This window comes from Pseudoalteromonas sp. 5Ae-yellow, from assembly GCF_014077565.1.
Classification (GTDB): domain Bacteria; phylum Pseudomonadota; class Gammaproteobacteria; order Enterobacterales; family Alteromonadaceae; genus Pseudoalteromonas.
The window spans coordinates 12228-31976 of sequence record NZ_JACGWD010000055.1 but is presented as its reverse complement, the minus strand read 5'-3'; the positions used below and the strand labels follow the sequence as shown (position 1 = coordinate 31976).

Annotated in this window: 14 protein-coding genes; 5 read left to right on the top strand and 9 right to left on the bottom strand. The window is 38.0% G+C overall.

Annotation, left to right across the window (positions count from 1 at the left end):
- Nucleotides 1-294: 294 nt before the first annotated feature.
- Both H4J63_RS14465 and H4J63_RS14460 read right to left on the bottom strand, forming a co-directional pair.
- Nucleotides 295-2418, bottom strand: coding sequence for a TonB-dependent siderophore receptor (locus H4J63_RS14465; protein WP_182197255.1), 2124 nt, complete (start codon nucleotides 2416-2418; stop codon nucleotides 295-297).
- A 219-nt stretch (nucleotides 2419-2637) separates the two neighbouring features.
- Entirely contained in the window at nucleotides 2638-3834 is a 1197-nt protein-coding gene (locus H4J63_RS14460; RefSeq protein ID WP_182197253.1) for a DcaP family trimeric outer membrane transporter, read from the bottom strand.
- A gap of 442 nt (nucleotides 3835-4276) precedes the next feature.
- Between H4J63_RS14460 and acs the strand changes: the two genes are divergently transcribed.
- Both acs and H4J63_RS14450 read left to right on the top strand, forming a co-directional pair.
- Nucleotides 4277-6217 (top strand): acetate--CoA ligase, encoded by a 1941-nt coding sequence (acs, locus tag H4J63_RS14455; RefSeq protein ID WP_182197252.1) that lies wholly within the window; start codon nucleotides 4277-4279, stop codon nucleotides 6215-6217.
- A gap of 104 nt (nucleotides 6218-6321) precedes the next feature.
- Nucleotides 6322-6972 (top strand): response regulator transcription factor, encoded by a 651-nt coding sequence (locus H4J63_RS14450; protein WP_007584799.1) that lies wholly within the window; start codon nucleotides 6322-6324, stop codon nucleotides 6970-6972.
- A gap of 88 nt (nucleotides 6973-7060) precedes the next feature.
- On the opposite strand, the gene purU is transcribed toward H4J63_RS14450, so the two are convergent.
- The gene (gene purU / locus H4J63_RS14445; RefSeq protein WP_182197250.1) at nucleotides 7061-7891 is read right to left on the bottom strand and encodes a formyltetrahydrofolate deformylase; all 831 of its coding nucleotides are present in this window, start codon (nucleotides 7889-7891) and stop codon (nucleotides 7061-7063) included.
- A gap of 206 nt (nucleotides 7892-8097) precedes the next feature.
- The gene (locus H4J63_RS14440; protein ID WP_182197249.1) at nucleotides 8098-9984 is read right to left on the bottom strand and encodes a hypothetical protein; all 1887 of its coding nucleotides are present in this window, start codon (nucleotides 9982-9984) and stop codon (nucleotides 8098-8100) included.
- Between the two features lie 312 nt (nucleotides 9985-10296).
- On the opposite strand from H4J63_RS14440, the gene H4J63_RS14435 reads away from it, so the two are divergent.
- The 3 genes from H4J63_RS14435 to H4J63_RS14425 all read left to right on the top strand — a co-directional run bounded on the left by H4J63_RS14435 (nucleotide 10297) and on the right by H4J63_RS14425 (nucleotide 13823).
- Nucleotides 10297-11274, top strand: a complete 978-nt coding sequence (locus tag H4J63_RS14435) for a DNA topoisomerase IB (RefSeq protein WP_170071986.1) — start codon at nucleotides 10297-10299, stop codon at nucleotides 11272-11274.
- A 210-nt stretch (nucleotides 11275-11484) separates the two neighbouring features.
- Nucleotides 11485-12810 (top strand): murein L,D-transpeptidase, encoded by a 1326-nt coding sequence (locus H4J63_RS14430; protein WP_182197247.1) that lies wholly within the window; start codon nucleotides 11485-11487, stop codon nucleotides 12808-12810.
- Between the two features lie 11 nt (nucleotides 12811-12821).
- Entirely contained in the window at nucleotides 12822-13823 is a 1002-nt protein-coding gene (locus H4J63_RS14425; protein ID WP_182197245.1) for a D-Ala-D-Ala carboxypeptidase family metallohydrolase, read from the top strand.
- Between the two features lie 269 nt (nucleotides 13824-14092).
- Here the strand turns inward: H4J63_RS14425 and pelG are convergent, their stop codons facing one another.
- From pelG to H4J63_RS14400, 5 genes are read right to left on the bottom strand one after another with little or no spacing between them, the layout of a single operon-like run.
- On the bottom strand, nucleotides 14093-15457 hold the full coding sequence (gene pelG / locus H4J63_RS14420; RefSeq protein WP_024604089.1) for an exopolysaccharide Pel transporter PelG: 1365 nt from the start codon (nucleotides 15455-15457) through the stop codon (nucleotides 14093-14095).
- Nucleotides 15445-16962, bottom strand: coding sequence for a GT4 family glycosyltransferase PelF (pelF, locus tag H4J63_RS14415; protein ID WP_165743864.1), 1518 nt, complete (start codon nucleotides 16960-16962; stop codon nucleotides 15445-15447). Before pelF ends, pelG begins: the two co-directional genes overlap by 13 nt.
- Nucleotides 16955-17938 carry a HEAT repeat domain-containing protein gene (locus H4J63_RS14410; protein WP_182197243.1) on the bottom strand — a complete coding sequence of 328 codons (984 nt, stop codon included), beginning with the start codon at nucleotides 17936-17938 and terminating at the stop codon, nucleotides 16955-16957. Before H4J63_RS14410 ends, pelF begins: the two co-directional genes overlap by 8 nt.
- Nucleotides 17935-19233 carry a PelD GGDEF domain-containing protein gene (locus H4J63_RS14405; protein WP_182197241.1) on the bottom strand — a complete coding sequence of 433 codons (1299 nt, stop codon included), beginning with the start codon at nucleotides 19231-19233 and terminating at the stop codon, nucleotides 17935-17937. The genes H4J63_RS14410 and H4J63_RS14405 overlap by 4 nt, the downstream gene beginning before the upstream one ends.
- A complete protein-coding gene (locus tag H4J63_RS14400; RefSeq protein WP_002958938.1) occupies nucleotides 19230-19745 on the bottom strand; it encodes a hypothetical protein in 516 nt (171 codons plus the stop codon). The genes H4J63_RS14405 and H4J63_RS14400 overlap by 4 nt, the downstream gene beginning before the upstream one ends.
- Nucleotides 19746-19749: the final 4 nt, after the last annotated feature.

Here is a 19749-nt window from a genome sequence, read left to right as displayed (position 1 = left end):
TATCTTGTGTATCGATGCCAAACCAATGGTTTGAGGAGCTTGGTTTATATCCAATAGAAAAAGTGAATACGGGATGGCTTGCTTTATCAGCGTTTAGGAAATAAGTTGATAAAATGTGAAGGGTACAAGGTCCGTACGTACGGTTCTGTGAGAGGGATGAGGCATAAGCCTCACCCTACTCGATGTTATTAAAAACTTACATCAGGTTAGATAAAATAAAAACGACACATTAAAAATGTGTCGTTTTTTAATTCAATAGAAAAAAATCTAGAGTCTTTAATTAATCAAATATATTTATAATTGCCAGTTTACAGATAGGGCGTAGTTACGAGGTGCACCGTAGTAACCTTGTGCCCAGTACAGGCTGTGCAAATATTTTTCACCGGTGGTGTTATTTACGTTGAAAGTGACTCCTACGTTATCTGTAATTTCGTAAGTGGCCATTAAATCAAGTAACCCGTATGCATCTTGGTGAGTAGTGACGCTTGCAATACCATTTGTATCTTCGACTTGAACTCGGCTAGTTGAATCCTGCCAGCGATAGTTTGCACCAAATGATAAACCATCAACTAAAGGTACTTGGTAGGTTGCGGCCACTTTAAGTTGATTTTCAGGTGTGTAATCTTTAACTAAATCATCACCATCAATAGTTAGGTTACTAAAACTTACACTTGCGCTTAAATCATCTGTTATTCGACCACTTAGTTCAACTTCAAAGCCGTTGCTGTTAATACCATCTGCTGCATAATAACGCGTATCACTAGGTAGTGAGTCGGGTAAAGCTATGGCAAGCCCTTCCTGCTTTGCATCGAAGTAAGCAAAAGTTACGAAAATTTGGTCATCAAGTAACTGTGCTTTTATACCAACTTCACTGCTTTTACCTATTACGGGAGCTAATTGGTTGGCATTAATATCAAGCTCTTTTTGCGGTACAAATGTTTCTGTGTAGCTTGCATAAGCTGATAGAGACTCGTTAAAGTAGTACACCGTGCCAATATAAGGAATAACTTCAGAGTCGCTTCTTGTTTGTTCAACACCGTAAGCACTCCCTTTTGTTTTCCAATCGGTATAACGCACACCAGCGAGCACACTTAAAGGCTCACTTAATTTAATGCGAGTAGATATGTAAGCTGATTTTTGCTCGTTAGTAATATCACTACCATCTAAGCCATCAGCAAGTGTTGCCTCTGGTACTACACCATCCCACGTTTTAAGTGATGGCATATCTGGAAAACCATTGCCTGTAGTGTAATCGTAAAGAGACTGCTCGTTGTAATCCATTTTAGCTTGGCTAACACCAAATGATAGGTCGTGCTCTTGGCCAAATAAATCAAACTTACCACTGGCATATAAATCAAATAAGTCATGCTTATCTTCGTAATCATAACGGCTAGCATAACCTGTTAAACCAAGTTCAGTATCTTTATCAGGGGTGCCGGATACGTAGAACAACTCTGAGTCTTGTTCGTTTTCGATGTGAGCATAACGTGCTCTAGCTACCCATGTTGCCGATAAGTTTTGTTCAAGTGTTACATATACTTGCTCAGCACTGTTATCCCAGTAAGACCAGTCAGCAGCGGTGCTGGTTGATTCGTCGTAATCGGTTGCTGTTCCGTCTGTATAATAAAGAGGTAGTGCACCCCACAGCGGGCTATCTGCGTCTTTTTGTTGGTTAACGTAGTTAACGCTTAATAATGTGTTGTCTGTTAATTTGCCTTCGTAGGCTAAGTAAACAATGGTTTTATCTGTTTCGTAGCGATCTAAATATGAGTCAGCTTTTTGCTTTGTAAATACAGCGCGTACAGCGTGGTCTTCATTTATTGGCGTAGATACATCTAAATCTAAACGTTTTTTATTCCATGAGCCATACGATGCTGATGCATTTGCCTGTGTTGTATAAGTTGGCTTTTTTAAAACCATGTTTACAGTTGCAGAAGGATTACCGGCGCCAGTCATTAAACCATTAGCACCGCGAACTATCTCTACACGGTCATAAATTGATGTATCAAGACTACCTTGAATAGAGCCTGAGCTTTGTGGGATCCCTAAGCCATCAACTTGAAAGTTCGTAATTTCAAAACCACGGGCCTTAAAGTAAGTACGATCTGTTTCTATTTGCTCTACTGTTACGCCTGGCGTGCTTTCAAGTACTGAGTTTATATCGTCTAGTGAAAAGTCGTCCATTAATGCACGAGAAACAACGGAAATACTTTGCGGCGTTTCTTTAATTGATAGGCCTAATTTTGTAGCAGATTGTGCATCTTCAGTTATGTAGTTTTTATGATGCTGACCATATACCGCAATTTTTTCGAGAGGTTCAGATTTTACATTTGCCTCATCAGCAAGTGCATAACCAGATAAAATTAAAGAAGTAGCAAAGCTTAGTTTAGATAAACGCAAAACTTGAGGGGACGACATAAGTTTTTCCAGTTAGTTCAAAAGAAGTGTGTAACTTAATCTAAATGATATCGATTTGCAATTGTGTTTAGTGTTTTTATCAATAATAATTCTATTTTTTTGGATTTTAGCGCCACATATAAAGATTTTAGGTACGAATTGATGAATTATATAGAACTCAATCTCGCTTATAAAAAAAGCGGCCTAGGCCGCTTTTTAAAGTAGTTAGCTTTTTAGCTATTAAAAAGAGTATTTAACAGAAAACTGTAAACGATCTAAATCGGCATCAACGCCGCTTTCAGTTTCACGCTCAGCATGCTTTAGCTCAGCACCAAAAGTTAGACGTTTAACCGGTGAGTATAGAATGTTAGCGCTATAGCTTTGGCTTGATTCAGTCGGATCACCAGAAATAGCTAATAAATCAGTGTTGTTATCAGCACTGAAGAATGAATATAAGAACGTTGAACGCCATTGGCTTGTCCACTTGTGCTGGTAAGCAACAAAACCAGAAGTTGAATCAATAGCATCTAAATCATCGCCATTGAGTACTGCACCATGGGCTACATTAACACCAACATAACGGCCTAAGCCTTTACCTTGTGTAAGCATAAACTTAAAGTTGTCTTCGCCTAGTTTAACCATACCCGATGCACTAACACCAAATGATGTTTCATCGGCATCAATAGCACCTACTTTATAAGTAAGTTGACGGGCAAGTGCAGCAACTACTAAATTACCCCAGTCAGCTTTATGGGTATAACGTGCAGTAAAGTCAGGAAGTGAAGCATCGTCGGTTACAGCCATTGATGAACTTTTAATACCCTGTGGGTTTGTAGTAAAACCTGTAGTAATGGTACTTTCTGGATTTTCTAATGAGAAAGACCAAGCGCCAGTAGTGTATTTAACTTGAGTTTGGCGTACAAACACTGTGCCCTCTGCTGGGCCTATAAAATCAAGTGCTTCAGGTAGTGCGCCAACGTTTTGAAAGTTAGACCATGTTTGGCCAAATAACCAGCCATCGTAGCTAATAAATGCATGACGTACACGTGGAGCGTAAGAGTTAGATACACGTTCATTGCCACCAGGCGCTGATGCTAAAAAGTCTAACTCAATTTTGGTTTTTACTGTTTTACCGTTATCCATTAACGTTGAAGTACCAAAGTTAAAGCGAGATTCACGTGCATGCATATCAAATACAGCATCAGAGTCATTGTCATCACCAACAGTAAGTGTACTTGGTACGTAAAAATCACGACCAACACTTGAGCCAGAAGGTGCGCCTGCAGAATAGTCACTCCACATAGCATCTAATTTAATGTATCCGCCGTAAGTAAATTCAGTATCTCCAACTTTTGCTGCAGTGGCTGCATAAGCTGTGCTTGATAGTGCACATAATACAGCGCTTGCTGCTAATGTTTTTAATGGGGTAAATTTCATTGTGGTGTCCTTTATAGGCTACTTGTTGTTTGTTGCTTTTTTTTTCATGTAAGGTTGTATTACTTGCTACTAGTATTACTTACGAATAAAAAAGGGTGTTAGTTTGGCTTTTCAATACACATATTGTTTTCATTCGTTAAATAAAGCTTTGGCAAGTAATACCGCAAATATCTTTCTTAAAGTACACAAACACTTTTGAATATGTGCAATATTTACTCAATTACCTATTGGTCTATAAGACTAAGGTTTTAGAGTTGATTAGTTTGCATTTACTTACATTTAACGCGTTGTATTATTTATGTAAAAAAATTGAAAGCAGGTGGATTATAAACTACAAATGAGTAAATTGGAGTAGAGTACAACTAAGGTCTAATACTTAATAAAGCACTGCTGAGTAATCCTTGATAGGAGCCTAAGGCAAGCAATTTTAATGGAGACGAAGATGTCACAAAGTATCTATCCAGTTCCGGCGCATATTAAAGATGCGACTCTCATTGATAAAAATAAATATAATACGCTTTATAAGCAATCTATTGATGATCCTGAAGGTTTTTGGGGTGAACATGGCAAACGCCTTGATTGGTCTACTCCTTACACTAAAGTTAAAAACACTTCTTTTGATAAAGGCCATATCAGCATTAAATGGTATGAAGATGGCTATTTAAATGCGTCTTACAACTGTATTGACCGCCATTTAAAAACCAAAGCAGACAAAATTGCGCTTATTTGGGAAGGAGATGATCCTTCTCAAAGTGAGAACATTACTTATCAAAAACTTCATGACGAAGTGGCTAAATTTGCCAATGGTTTAAAAAAACTGGGTGTACAAAAAGGTGACCGCGTAGCTATTTATATGCCAATGACCCCACAAGCGGTGTATGCAATGCAAGCTTGTGCACGTATTGGTGCTATTCATTCAGTTGTATTTGGTGGCTTTTCACCTTCAGCGATTGCCGATCGTATTCGAGATTCTGGCGCTAAAGTTGTTATTACTTCTGATGAGGGGCGCAGAGCAGGTAATTGTGTACCACTAAAAGCAAACGTTGATGAAGCTGTTGCACAAGATACAGTGACTTCAATTGAACACGTTATAGTACACCAATTAACCGGTGGTGAAGTTGATTGGAATAAGCACGATATATGGTGGCACGAGCTAGTTGCTGACTTACCAGCACAGTGTGAGCCAGAGCCAATGAATGCTGAAGATCCTTTGTTTATATTGTATACATCAGGTTCTACTGGTCAGCCTAAAGGTGTTGTGCATACCACAGGAGGCTACTTAGTTTACTCATCAATGACACATGAATACGTGTTTGATTTAAAAGAAGACGATGTGTATTGGTGTAGTGCCGATGTAGGTTGGATCACAGGACACAGCTACATTGCTTATGGACCACTGGTAAACGGTTGTACGCAAGTTTTATTTGAAGGTGTACCTACATATCCAACAGCTGGGCGTATGGGTGAAATTGTTGATAAACACGGTGTAACTATTTTATATACCGCCCCTACAGCAATTCGTGCATTAATGGCGAAAGGTGATGAGCCAATTGCTTCATCAAACCGTGATAGTTTACGTATTTTAGGTTCGGTTGGTGAGCCAATAAATCCAGAAGCATGGACGTGGTATTACGAGAGTATTGGTAAATCTAATTGTCCGATTGTAGATACGTGGTGGCAAACAGAAACCGGTGGCATTATGATCACGCCATTACCAGGTGCTACTGATACAAAACCTGGTTCTGCGACACATCCATTTTTTGGTATTGCGCCTGCATTATTCGATGCTGAAGGTAATACACTCGAAGGTGCTGTAGACGGTAATTTAGTTATTTTAGATAGCTGGCCATCGCAGGCGCGAACGGTTTACAACGACCATGAACGTTTTGAACAAACTTATTTTAGCGCCTACCCAGGTGTTTACTTTACAGGCGATGGTTGTCGTCGTGATGAAGACGGGTATTACTGGATCACAGGACGTGTGGACGATGTACTTAACGTATCAGGCCATCGCCTTGGTACAGCCGAAATTGAAAGTGCGTTAGTTGCGCACGAAGCAGTAGCCGAAGCTGCAGTAGTGGGTTACCCGCATGATATTAAAGGCCAAGGTATTTATGTTTATATTACGCCTAACGAAGGTGTAACAGTAAGCGATGAGTTAACCAAAGAGGTACGTAACTGGGTTCGTAAAGAGCTTAGCCCAATAGCATCACCAGATATGATTCAATGGTCACCGGGTTTACCTAAAACGCGCTCAGGCAAGATTATGCGTCGTATTTTACGTAAAATCGCTGCAAATGAGCACCAACAACTCGGTGATACGTCAACGCTTGCAGATCCATCTGTAGTCGATGAACTAATCGAGAACAGATTAAATCGTTAAATGTGCGTTAAAAACTTGATTACAAGTTGATTCTAAACGTAGTATATCGGCTGTCAGTAGGGGTTTTATACCTAACTGGCAGCCGAATTTATTAGGAGTGAACCATGAGTCAGTTTTTAATAGCGGACGATCATCCGTTATTTCGTGAAGCACTAAAGGGCGCACTGAGCGCAAAATTTGAAGGTTTAGAGGTTTTTGAATCATCCGATTTTGACAGCACACTGCAAGTGTTAAGCGAGCAAGAGGATCTTGATATATTACTGCTAGACCTTCACATGCCAGGTAATGGTGATTTATATGGTCTTATTCGTATTAGAGAAGAATACCCAAGCTTACCAATTGCCGTTGTTTCGGGTAGTGAAGACGCTAATATAGTTTCAAAAGTAATGGGTTACGGCGCTATGGGTTTTATTCCTAAATCGTCATCGTCTGATGATATTGCCAGTGCAATTAACCAAATACTTGAAGGCGATACATGGCTACCAAAAGAGCTAAAAAACAAAGTAGCTGAAATTGAAGGTGAAGACCGAGAAATAGCAGCGCAAGTTGCCTCATTAACACCTCAACAATACCGAGTACTGCAATATCTGCACGAAGGTTTACTTAATAAGCAAATTGCTTATGAACTGCACATATCAGAAGCGACAGTAAAAGCACACATTACAGCCATATTTAGAAAACTCGGCGTGTACAATCGTACCCAAGCCGTTTTAATTGCCGCTAAATTAAAACTCGAGCCAATAGAGCAGGCATAATTTACATTTAAAAAGTCACTTGCTTATTTATGAGCAAAAAAATGCCAGCAACAATGCTGGCATATTTTTATGTGTAAAATAATTAATGCTAAGAAAACACTACGGTTTTATTACCATTAATAAATAGCTTATGCTCTGAGGCAAGTTGCAGTGCTTTACAAAACACTGTTTTCTCAACATCTTTACCCATTTTAGCCATTATTTCTGCGGTATTGGCATGTGTAACGCTGGTTACATCTTGCAAAATAATAGGCCCTTCATCAAGCTCATTATTAACAAAGTGAGCTGTGGCACCAATGATCTTTACGCCGCGCTCAAATGCTTGATGATAAGGTTTAGCACCAATAAATGCTGGTAAAAATGAGTGATGAATATTAATTATTTTGCCTTCAAAGCGACCCACAAATTCAGGGCTCAAAATACGCATGTATTTGGCAAGGCCAATAATATCAGGGTTGTAGCTGGCAATTAAATCACCTACCTTTTTATCATGCTCGCTACGGGTTAATCCTTCGTGCGATACAACATGAAACGGCACACCAAACCCTTTAGCTAGCGGCTCTAAATCAGCATAGTTAGCAATTACAGCGAGTACTTCAATATTAAGAGTTTGTTCAAATTGCTTTAACAGCATACCACCTAAACAATGAGCTTCTTTAGTTGCCAGTAAAACTACTTTAGTTTTTGCGCCGCAATGTAGCGCAAGTTTAGCGCCTTGTGGCAACAGTGCGCGTAATTGATCTAAAAAGTCGCTTTGTGGCTCACCTGTAAGCTCTGTACGCATAAAAAATCGCTGCGCGTCTTTATCTACAAATTCGTTGTTACGCGTAATGTTTAAATTATTTTTATGGCAAAGCCCTGTAATTTTAGCTATTAAGCCTACATCATCAGCACATTGGGTGGTTAGTATATAGCTCATTGTCCTCATTCTTACCCTGTAATTAATCCTTTCATTATTTGTGTTTTGGCACATAAAGCAAGGGCTTTGTGAACTAATCCAATATTAATCATGTTGTTGAGTGCAAAAGAGGTAATAAAGTTAAAAAGTATTGAATAGAGGTTAAAAAAAATGCCACCTAAGTTAACAAGGTGGCATTAATAAAAGTTATCTAGGTTTGAGGTTAATTAACCCTTGGGCTCGGGAGATAAGTTTTCTTCTTGTCTTAAATATCCGGCAGCTTCTTCATCATCTTTCGCTATCGCTTGCTGAGTAGGTATAGCGCGCGTTTGTTGGTTTAGTTGATGTATTTGTGACGCATTACCTAAATCACGCTCACTGGTGATTGAGGCGATAGATTCACGGTCTTTCAAGAATGAAATAACGTCTTTTTTGATTGCTTGTAATTGTCCTTCGTCTTTATGCATTTCCATAATATGGCGAGGATGTTCAAGGTTTTTCATACCTGTTGCTGCAAACGTAGTAGAAACAACACGAGAAACAATAATCCAAGGCGTTATGCTACTGCGTACTAACGTATTTTCTGAGCGAGTACTATCGTGAATACCCGTACCAGTTGATATTTTAGACTCAGTAAATGTGCCTTCGCATTTAAAATACACTAGTAGTGATTCAAATTGCATTTCAGCAAAGAACAAATGAGCTGTGTTTGTAAGCAATTGCGCAAATGCTTTAATGAGTATACCAATTAGTAATAAGTGAAAGCTTGTCATTAATAGCTCACTAAATTGAACAACATGTTGGTTATTAAATGCTTGTTTAAAGCTACTAATATTTGCCGCGTCAACGTAATGATAAATATTGATAAACGAATACGCTAAAAATACAGTAAACGCCAACGCTACAATATAAAGTAAGTTACCGCTCACTAAAGAAATTAGCCTTGCTAACGAGAAGTTTTTACCTAAATCCATTGAGTGCAATTTAGGCTGAATTTCTTGAATCATTTCACCTTTAAAACCGCCTTTACCTTCAATTTGTTCTTGAAGTTTAGGATCTAATTCTCTGTAAACTCTGTTAGGTACCTCTTTATAACGACGATTAGCCATTACTAAGTTATCAAGGTTTATAAAAATTTCGTCTGGATGAACAGACTCTTGCCAGTTTTCACGTAGTTCTGATACTTCAGCCGAAGGTGTAACTGCATTTAAACGCGCTTTAATCATAATGAAAGCAATTGCGCAGCTCAGAGTAGCTAATACAATAATCGCAATTAAGTACATGCCAGCATGAAGACTAGGTAGTTGTTCAATCCAGCCATCTATTTCTTGTTTGCTAATGTGCTGCTCTTTCATCAACCATGACATAGAAAGACCAATAGCGATTGGTAGAATAAAAGATAAAGAAATAATTTTAGCGAGTGCACCGGTACCAAGTGCTTCAATATTTTTTTCAGCGTTTCTAGAAATAGGTTTACCCGTAGAGCGCCACGAAAAAAGCACGTAGAACATTAGTATGGCACTATAAACAGGAAATGCTAATTCGCCTGCTTCACCGGTAAAACCCGATAAAGATACAAATGCTACAAGGCAATAAGCAATAAGTGCAACAAGGGTACTTACCCATGAGCCAAATAAGCGCTGAGCAACATTACGAATAGGATAAGGTAGGAATAATAACTTAGGGATTAAACTGTGCAGTAAACGTGATAAAAAACCATTAGGCTCTTTAAATGTACTATTTTTACGACCAACCAACATTTCTTCTAGTGATTGCGCTGTATAGGCTACTTCTTTTTGTTCTTCTTGAGCGGTTGATGCTTGTGATTTGCTGTAGTTATAAGCGAGTGAAGTAGGGTGGTTTCTGCCTACAAAATACTTAAGAGTTGCATAAATACCACTTGAAAGTGAGCGAATGCCGAATGCTAAAATAAGCATGCCAAACACCATTAAAATCCATCCAGCGGTTGTATCTTCTTTCACTGAGCCCGCAGCAATAACAAGTAAACTAATACCCGCTATAGACTCAATGAGTCCTCTTAGCGCTGTTACTTTACCTTCCAGTTTGAAGGGGTTTTTTAGTCCAAGATCAATCGATCCATAATCAAAAGCCATTGAATTCTCCATTTAAACAGCACCCCAATTACGGGGGACAAAAGTGTAATTAATCTGAACTTAGGATAATAAATCTATCTCAAGTAGTTATTTTTAGCGCGAAGTGCATTGAGTTTAATCGTAATAGACTTTTTGCTTGCGCGTAAGTGCGTCCTACTTTTACAAAAACCTAAATAGAATTATTAATATATATTAAGTATTTATAGTTGTTGTTAGTTTTTATTATATATCAATAATCTTGTTCAGTTTAAGGTTATTTTAAAGTGATACATTTTATATTTCGACGCATGCTTAAATATAACTGGAGGGTAAATGAAACTAATTTATGTAGACGATAATTTGCCAGGGATCACTCGTAAACTTAAACACAAAAGTTGGCTTTACTTCGATCCAATAGGAAAGCAAATAAAAGAGCAAAATGTGATTGATCGTTTAAATGGATTGGCATTTCCGCCTGCCTATAAAAACGCCTGGTTTTGCCCAGAAGAAAATGGGCATATTTTAGCGACAGGGTTTGATAGTAAAGGGCGAAAACAATACCGCTATCATCCTGAATTTAGAGCGCAACAAGAGGCTAAAAAATACCAAGCATGTGGAGTATTTGGTAATAAACTTCCTTTGTTAAGAGCACGTTTAGAAACAGACTTACAAGGTGATGAGCTTAATATTGAACGTACTTTAGCGGCAGTTGTAAGGCTTATGGATTTAGGTGCGCTGAGGGTAGGTAACGAACGTAACGTAAAGCAAAATAAAAGTTTTGGTGCTACAACATTACGCACACGCCATGCAAAACTCACGGGTAAAAACATTCAGCTAAAGTATCGTGCTAAATCAGGCAAGGAGCGTGAAGTAAATATAACCGATAGAGTGCTTAGTCATGTAATAAAAGACTTACAAGATTTACCCGGCCAGCATTTGTTTCAGTATATAAATGAGGGTGAGCGCACTAATGTTACATCAAGTGAAATAAATCAATATATTCAGCAAATAATGGGTGAGGAGTTTAGTGCAAAACACTTTAGAACCTGGCGAGCAAGCGTAATTGCATTTAAACAATTAGCTAAAGCCAAAGGAGCGCTTACTTTAAAAAGTATGCTTGATAGTGTCTCCCAGCAACTGGGTAATACTCCAGCTATAGCACGTAAATCTTATGTGCATCCCGATTTAATTACGCTGTGCAAAGAAGATGAAGATACTCAAACTGCGTGGAGAGAGTCGCTTTCATTACCACGAAAAACGAAGTACTTGAGTCGTTATGAACGTGGTTTTTTAGCTTTTTTAAAAGATTAATTGCCATAGCAACTTTACACACTTGAGCATATTAATTACATATTCTCTAATTTAATTTATTAACGTTTAGAATAAGGGTTTTTAAAAAGTCATTAAATTTCAATTGTTTATTTTGAAACTTTAATTTGGCATTACCGTTGCACCTCCAGAGTACTACTTAGTGGTAAGTACAAAAGCATTTATCAACGATATTTAGCGAGGAGGTACACAGTGAAGGGGTTATTTTCAAATCAAGCGCTTACTAAAGCAAAGGGCTTTACTTTAAAAACTGCATTGTTTATTGGCATGAGCGGCTTATGCTCAGCACCAACTCTCGCTGCAAATGAGCTTGAGAGTGTGGTGCTCGCTAACTCTTCACTAACTACTTATAACTCACAAAAGTACATGCAAGCTGATGACAGCTACTACTTTGATCAGTATTCAGCGCAATTAATTGAACGTACAGAAAAGGCCATTAATTGGTATCAAGAAATAGTTAATAAAGGAGGTTTTACACACTTATATAGCGACGAATTGCTTGAACTCGGTAGTAATAATAAAGAGGTAAACTTACTTGCACAGCGTTTATACCAAGAACGTGACTTAAAAAGTAATGTGTGTGACGAGTCTATATGTACGTTTGATAAACACATAGAGCAAGCTGTTAAGCAATTTCAAAGCCGCCATGGTTTAACAGTGGATGGACGAGTGGGTAAGCGCACTTTTGCTTCACTTAATGTGCCCGCAAAGCAAAAACTCGATAAATTAATACTTAACTTTTATAGAATAACTAACTTTGCAGGCGCAAGTGACGAGCAATATGTGTATGTAAATATTCCTGAATACAGCTTACGGTTTGTAAAAGCGGGCGATGTAAAATTAAAAAATAACGTAATTGTAGGTAAACCAAGTTGGGAAACACCTGCATTTAGTGACGAAATAGAAAAGTTTGTAGTTAACCCTGAATGGCGTATACCCACCTCAATCGCTACTAAAGAAATTGCTCCAAAGGTCGCCGAGGATCCTGACTACCTTGTAAAAAATAATATTGAAATTAGAAAAAACAGCTACCTAGACTCACAAACTGTTAATCCTAGTAATATTGATTGGGATTCTATTAAGCCATATCAATTTGATCACTTTTTAGTTAAACGTGCTGGTGAAGAAAACCCTCTAGGAGAGGTTAAGTATTTATTTCCTAACGCCGAAGCAATTTATGTTCACGATACACCAGCAAAACAGCGTTTTAGCCAATCAAATCGTGCTTTATCGCATGGCTGTATAAGGATAGAGCAACCCTTTTCGTTAGCGCGTGAAATTATTAAGCACGAAGGAGAGGCACAAACACTCAATCACATAGACAGCGCACGTACTCAAAACAGTACTCAAACGTTTCATTTAGACGAGCCTCTTCCTATTCATTTAGTTTATTGGACTGCATGGGTTGACGAAAATAAGCTGGTTAACTTTAGAGATGACATTTATCAACGCGATAAAAAAGCATTATTAAAAAATGATGAACAATCGGTGATTGCCGCTTTGTTAAAAAATAAATAATGAGAGGGTTTATGCAATTTATTCATTATATTTTTATCGCCATATTCACAATTATATTTAGCAATAGTGTATTTGCTGCAGCGCCCACAAAAGCTGCGCATCAGGTGGTTGATATAAAAAATAAAGCTAACTTTGAAGATGCAGAATTTAGCTTGAAAATTAACGATATAGTTATGCCATACTCGGTGTTTTCGGTGTTTGTAATGCCCCAAGAGCAGGTTGAGTTTGAAGTGCTTTTTGCGCAATCAAAAAAAGCCTACAATTTAATTAATACTCAAGGAAAGTCCGATCTTACGGACACTAACCGCTGGCAATGGCAAGCACCCAAAGAGCCTGGTTTAACAACGGTAATTATTGAGTCGCCCGATAAAAAACAGCGTATGAAAATTAACGTTTTTGTAAAAGTACCCGCAGACCACGTTGAAGGAGGAAAGCTCAAGTATTACCACATTGGGCACTATCCTAAACCTTCACAGATTAAAGACGCTTCATACTACATAGTGCCCGATGGCTTTGTTAAGGTAACGCCTGAAAATGAAAACGTAAAAATATCACCTCACTTTTCACTAAAGGAATTTGTTAGTAAGCAGCGAAGTAAGTACCCAAAGTATTTATTTTTACAAAATAAGTTGTTACTTAAACTAGAAAAAATACGCAAAGAACTGATTTTAGAAGGTATACCGGTTAGTAATATGGTGGTTATGAGCGGTTATAGAACTCCGTACTACAACAAATCAATTGGCAATGTAAAACTTAGCCGACATGTATTTGGTGATGCTGCCGATATTTTTATAGATAACGATGGCAACTACCGTATGGATGATATTAATAATGACGGTAAGCATTCAATTGGTGACGCTAAAGCGATGGCCGATATAGTGGAGTCGTTAGCTAGACGTGAATCATTTAAAGGTTTACTAGGTGGTTTAGGTATTTATGGGCCTAAGTCGCACAGAGGCGCATTTATACATGTTGATACGCGTGGCTTTAAAGCGCGATGGGTGAGTAAGTAATGGCAGCGTCTACGTCATTTAGCATAATGCTAAACCAGTTAAATCTATTTGTACGAGAGATTAGCTAAGCCAAGGTAGCTTGGTTTTTATAAGCCCTTTGTTTATTAACATTTTATATCTTTACTGAGCTAGTCTTTTTTGCTTTAAACTGAGGCGCTTATATGAGCTATAAACATGGTGTGTATCAGCCGCTTTCCAATAATTAATTATTTTAATTTTGTACGAAAAGCTTTAAATATAAAGGCTGCATAAGCAGCCTTTATATTGTGCTATTGCAGCATAAACGTTTCGTATTCTAAATCTTCAAATTGTTTAGAAAGCCAAAATAAGCCAACAACAGAGGTAATAATAGTTGAGAGTGCAAAGCCGTAACCATAAAACTGCGGCCCAAAAGCGATTGATAGCAAAGTTAAAACAACGTTTATTACCAAAAATAGCCCCGCTAAAAATAGGACGGTTGAGCGTTTATCTAAATAAAACAAAATATTTAAAATAGACAAAAATATAACTTGTACACCCACACCAACTACATCAATAAATAAAAGCGTTTTATAGTTTGGATCAATACCAATAAAGGTAAGTATTTGCTCGCCCCATAATAATAAGCAGGCAACGGTAATACCTTGAATTTTAAATATATCGTATAAACCGGCACGTGCAGTTTGGATCATATTGTCTTTTAAATAGTAAATTTCTTCTAACGATGAACCCTCTCGAATAGCTGTGTAAAAACGGTCGTATTCTTCTACAAAGTCGGTTTCCATTTTTACTAAAAATACTGCCATACCGGGAATAATAGACAAATAGGCTAAAAATATAGGCAAGTCGTAAATTGGGCTGGCTCTTAACGTGCCAATAATTTGAATTGATGTGCTTGGTGAATACCAAAAAATGATTTTATCAGCCCACACACCAATGTTATAAAACAGACCACAAAAGAATAGGCTGTAATACACTTTTTTATTGCTTAAAAAGTCAAAGCTTATAAGTTTTTCACCTGGGTAGCGGCGAATAATCATAAACAAAAAGCTAAAAAAGAGCAGAGCTTCGCCTGCAAAAAACGCAAAAAATAAGCCGTCTAACTGCCAGTCTCTTAATAAGTATGCAAGTAATACCATAAAGGCGTAACCACTTAGCATGGTTATTAAAATTAACCGGTATTCTTTCATACCTGATAGAAAAATAGCGCCAAGCCACTGATTACATAAGCTTACAAAGGCACCTAAAATTATAATCTTAGTAACAACGGGTATAGGGAGCATAGGCCATACAGCCAAGCTTACCAATAACGCGGCTATTGTTGTTATAAGTTGCGCACCAAGTAAATTAGGCAGTACCTTTGCCTCTTCTTTTTGAAAAAATAAATCGGCAATAAATCGAGTTAGTAATAACTGCAAACCACCCGTTAAAATAAGTGAGGCGGCCATCATGTAGGTAACAAGCGTTAAAAATTGAATAATAAGTACTTTAGGTAATACAATTCCCAAACTTAAAATACCAATAAGCATTAACGCTACAATAGAGAGCAGCCAAGGGCCTGAGCCTATTAAACCTGCGTAGCCGTATGCTTCAAAAACTGAGAGCAGGGTATTTTTTTTGAGAATTTTTCGTATCTCAAAACCTATTCCAGCCATGCTATTGTATCCTTATAAAGTTTATCGTAACGGGCAAACATGTGGCTCTCGTCATAAAATTTTTGTACGCGGTCTAAACCACTTTTTTGATACTCAAGCCAAGCTTGCTCATTTGTTAGCATGTTTGATATTTGCTTTGCTGTGTCGTTCGGAGAAGCAATTGGGACAACTTCACCGGCTTTACCTAACGCTCTATCTTCATCGGTTCCGCCTTCGATTATTTCGCGGCACGAGCCAACATCACTAGCAAGTACAGGCACACCAGCCGCCATTGCCTCTAAAAGCACTAAAGGCTGCGCTTCAGAAATCGAGGTTAAAGCTACAATTCCGAGCTGAGGCAAAATTTTAGTAATATCTTGCATACCTAAAAACTTAACACTGTTTTGTAAATCAAGGCTGCCTACCAGTAGCTCACACTCTTTGTAGTATTGTGGATCTTCTTCGAAAGGGCCGATGATCCAGCCTTCGACCTCTGGTAATATCGATTGCGCTTCTTTAATCGCACGTATAAAGGTTTTAATATCTTTTATAGGCACTACACGTCCAATTAACCCAACAACCGGTGGTATCTGTTTTGGACGCTGATCAAGCGCTTCAATAAAGCGCACTGTTTTAATGCCATTAGGCACAACAAATGCTTTTTCAGGTGCTGCACCATCTTTTATTTGGCGCTGCCTGTTACCGTCGTATAGCGAAATGATCTTATCTGCTTCTTGGTATGTTGTTCGGCCAATTTGCTCAAAAAAGCTGATCCACATACGGCGAATAAAGCCCATCTCGGTATTTAATTTTTTACCTAGGCTTTGTTCTGACTCTTTGATCCAACTGGCTTGAATAAGATCTATTTTTCTCTCTTTGGTGTAAATACCATGCTCGGTCAACAAAAAGGGAGTATTACTTATTACACTGGCGCCAGCTCCTAAAATACCCGCATACCCGGTAGATATTGAGTGAATAAGTTTAACTTTAGGAAGCCCTCGTGCAATTTCGGCTATTTTAAATAGCGGCTTATATAAATTGCGATATGACCAAAAAAAGTCAATAAAAGAAGATTCATCACAAAAAGTTGAATAATAATTAGTGAGTACTTGCCATGAAGATTCACTATATAAAAAGTCGGCTTCATTAATACCGTCTTTTTTAGCTAAAGTTTCAAATGCAAACTTTAATAATTCAGTCGGGATTGGCTCGTTACAATCTCTAAAATAATTTTGTAGTTGCTGCCAAAAATCAAAGAGTTCTTTTTTATATTTAACCCCATGCTTAGCTTTTATTTCAGAGGTATCATTTTGTACTAAATAATGAACATGCAGCTTGGTAACGTTTTCAGGCAAGGTATATTGAATCTCGCCATAATGCTCTGGCGCTCCACCTATAAAAACAAGCTCAAAGTTATAATGAGGTAACCCTTCAATTATTTGATGAACCCAGCTAGATACGCCACCACGCACATAAGGGTAAGTACCTTCTAAAAGCAGTAAAATGTCTGCATTTTTGTTACTCATGCCAATACTCCTGTAAATGACGTAATTCACTGCCCTTAGGTTGTTCTGGGAGTTCTTTTAAGTAGCGTTTACAGTCGTCAAACTTGTTCATACAAAAGGCAACTTCGGCTTTATAAGGGAGAACATGACGCCTTGCCATGCCCGACTCAGTTGCTTTGAGTAGGTACTCATGGGCTATTTCGTATTTGTTTAAGGCTAAAGATATACGCCCTAAAAATATAAAGGTTGCAGGTGTTTTTACGTGCTCAATACTTTGCTGTGCAAGTGCTTCGGCTTTTTCTAAAACGTATTTACGAAGCGCACCTTGTGCTAAACCTAAGTAGCTAAGTTCCCAATAAAGTTCGGCTAGTTGTTTTTGTAAATTACTTAACTTTGGCTGCTTAGTCGTAATGGTTATTTCTTGCTGGTACAAACTGATTTTTTCGTTGAGTTTGGTTTCTTTACCATCAAGGGTTGAGTAGGCGAGTAAGCGAATATCATCTTCTAAATCTTTAAGTGCTAGCTTTAAAATAGGAATAGCTTGTGAGTCACTCATGTGACGAGCCGCCATTACGGCACTTAGACGTTTATTTGGTTCACTAGCATGCTTCAAAATTGCTTTAAGTCCGCCCATAGAATAGGTCGGGTTTGCTGATATTGCTCTGGCTTCAAAAGGAAGCTCAGGTATTTTATGCTCTTCAATTTCTATGTCATCGTTTTTGAGTGGTTTACACAGAGCAAACGTAAGCGCTACTACAACGCCTATAATTCCAAGTACAGGCAATGTAAACAACAATAAAAACATGAGTAGTAAAGAGCTATAGGGAGTCGTTTTGTATTTTTTAGGTATCAGGAAATAGCTAACAAAAGCAAAAAGAATGCTAGCAATAGCATGCAATAGTATAGCTAAAAACCAATTAGGTGTTTCCAGTACTTCTATTAGTGCAAAGTACTGACAAATACACCCTAAAATAGCCGCTACAATAATTATAATCATGAAAGTGAAACCAATCTCTTTATGTCATCTGAGCTTATTGGTAGTGCAAGTTGTTGCTCAATAACAATATCAAGCTCAGCTAAAGTGCTACCAGTGCGCTCTTTACACCAAGTGTTCATTCGGGCAATAAAGCCTGCTTTTTCAAGTTCATCAGCTAATGGCATTAATAGCAGTAATACCTGATTTTTATCATCATATAAATAAATGTCTAAACCACGACGGGCTTCACTTAAATAACTCATAAGTTGAGTCGATTTATCAGTAATATTGTTGGCTTTTATTTTTAGTAGCTGCGATGGAATGTTGTATCGTTTTGCTTCTTTATTTGCGCGCTTAACTTGGCGAATAAAGTATGGAGACTCTTCATACGTCATTACTGGGTTTGTTATTTCATGACGAAGTAAATCGCCTATATGCCCAGCCATTACAGCAAGTAATGTTAGAGTTGTATTTTTAAGCGCAAAAAATTGTATTCTTTCAACCAAAATAGCGCCGTAAATAGTATTGTTTACGTCGATAAGTGGGATTGCCATATGGTATTTACTTATACCCGATGATGCTTTTTCGTCTTTTACCGATACTAATTCTTTTTCTTCGATCATTGCTAATATAAGAGGATCGTTTTTAGCTATTGGACTCATATTACCTATAGAGGCAAGTGGTGGCTCTAAAACACTGTCGTTTTCAACTTTATATAACCCCGCTCTTTCTAGCGAACCGTACTCAACAAACAAGTCGATTATTTTTTGCGCTGCGCTATCAAGTCTTCTTTCTTTTAATAGCCCGATAGAGGTTCTTACTGCTTGTAGTGATTCACGTAAACTTAACGTATGGCCAGCTAGCATTTGCTCAATTCTATCGTGAGATGAATTAATTAAATGATACTGACGAGTAAATGTTTCAAGACGATCTGTTACGTACTCAAGCTGAATACTTTGCTGCTGATTAGTACGCTCCCACACATCTCTAAATTCGCCAGTGATCATAATTACAATAATATAGCCAATCATAGCGTTAATATTGAAGTCGCTTTGCGGTGATAAAATATTTGCTTGAAGTAAAAAAAGTTGGCCAACAAGCAAACATAAAATACTAATAAAGCCTTTTGAAAAGCCATAGCGTAAAGAAACTAAAAGTGAACCAAGTACAGGCCACGAAAACCCTCCCTCAGTCCAAAATGGGTCCTGTGCGTTAAATAATACAGGCAGCCCTAAAGCAAGCGCGGTAAATATAAATACCTCAGCCCATATTTGTAGCTCAGGAACGTCTCTTGGTCTAAGGAAATGTGTTTTCACTCACTAACCTCTATATAAGAAATTAAATCGGCAATCACATCTTGTGCTGTTGCTGCAATGCTATCGCGGCCCCAGCCACTTTTAGCAATAGTACCTGTCCAAACTGGTGTGGTTTGTCCATTTACAGTGAGTGATAATGTAAGTGCAACAACAGGTTCGCCATCAAGCCCTGCTTTATAACGCCACTCTTCAATGCTGCCTGTTAGTACATAGTCAGCTTGTTGAGTGCTTAACCATTGCATAGCATTGTCTAAACGGTATTGATCATCCAGCGGTGGAAGCTCTTTGCTGTTTACGCGAGGTGCACGTATTAGAGTTGGTAATTTATTTTGTTGCCAAATACTGGCTAAAATATCTTCAGCACGCTCACCGGCAAGCGGTGTTTGAGCATGATTAACAAGCGGCATTAGTGCCACTGTTTTCGAAGGGCTAAGCTCTATATCATCAGCAACTCTGCTGGTGGTACATGCTGATAATAGTAATACCAAACACGGTATAATTAAACGAAACATACTC

What these genes read in the sequence shown, in the direction of transcription:
- purU (WP_182197250.1), bottom strand. Translation starts at nt 7,891, where the DNA reads ATGAGCTATATACTAACCACCCAATGTGCTGATGATGTAGGCTTAATA.
- H4J63_RS14435 (WP_170071986.1), top strand. Translation starts at nt 10,297, where the DNA reads ATGAAACTAATTTATGTAGACGATAATTTGCCAGGGATCACTCGTAAA.
- pelF (WP_165743864.1), bottom strand. Translation starts at nt 16,962, where the DNA reads ATGAGTAACAAAAATGCAGACATTTTACTGCTTTTAGAAGGTACTTAC.
- pelG (WP_024604089.1), bottom strand. Translation starts at nt 15,457, where the DNA reads ATGGCTGGAATAGGTTTTGAGATACGAAAAATTCTCAAAAAAAATACC.
- H4J63_RS14460 (WP_182197253.1), bottom strand. Translation starts at nt 3,834, where the DNA reads ATGAAATTTACCCCATTAAAAACATTAGCAGCAAGCGCTGTATTATGT.
- H4J63_RS14425 (WP_182197245.1), top strand. Translation starts at nt 12,822, where the DNA reads ATGCAATTTATTCATTATATTTTTATCGCCATATTCACAATTATATTT.
- H4J63_RS14465 (WP_182197255.1), bottom strand. Translation starts at nt 2,418, where the DNA reads ATGTCGTCCCCTCAAGTTTTGCGTTTATCTAAACTAAGCTTTGCTACT.
- H4J63_RS14450 (WP_007584799.1), top strand. Translation starts at nt 6,322, where the DNA reads ATGAGTCAGTTTTTAATAGCGGACGATCATCCGTTATTTCGTGAAGCA.
- H4J63_RS14410 (WP_182197243.1), bottom strand. Translation starts at nt 17,938, where the DNA reads ATGATTATAATTATTGTAGCGGCTATTTTAGGGTGTATTTGTCAGTAC.
- H4J63_RS14400 (WP_002958938.1), bottom strand. Translation starts at nt 19,745, where the DNA reads ATGTTTCGTTTAATTATACCGTGTTTGGTATTACTATTATCAGCATGT.
- acs (WP_182197252.1), top strand. Translation starts at nt 4,277, where the DNA reads ATGTCACAAAGTATCTATCCAGTTCCGGCGCATATTAAAGATGCGACT.
- H4J63_RS14440 (WP_182197249.1), bottom strand. Translation starts at nt 9,984, where the DNA reads ATGGCTTTTGATTATGGATCGATTGATCTTGGACTAAAAAACCCCTTC.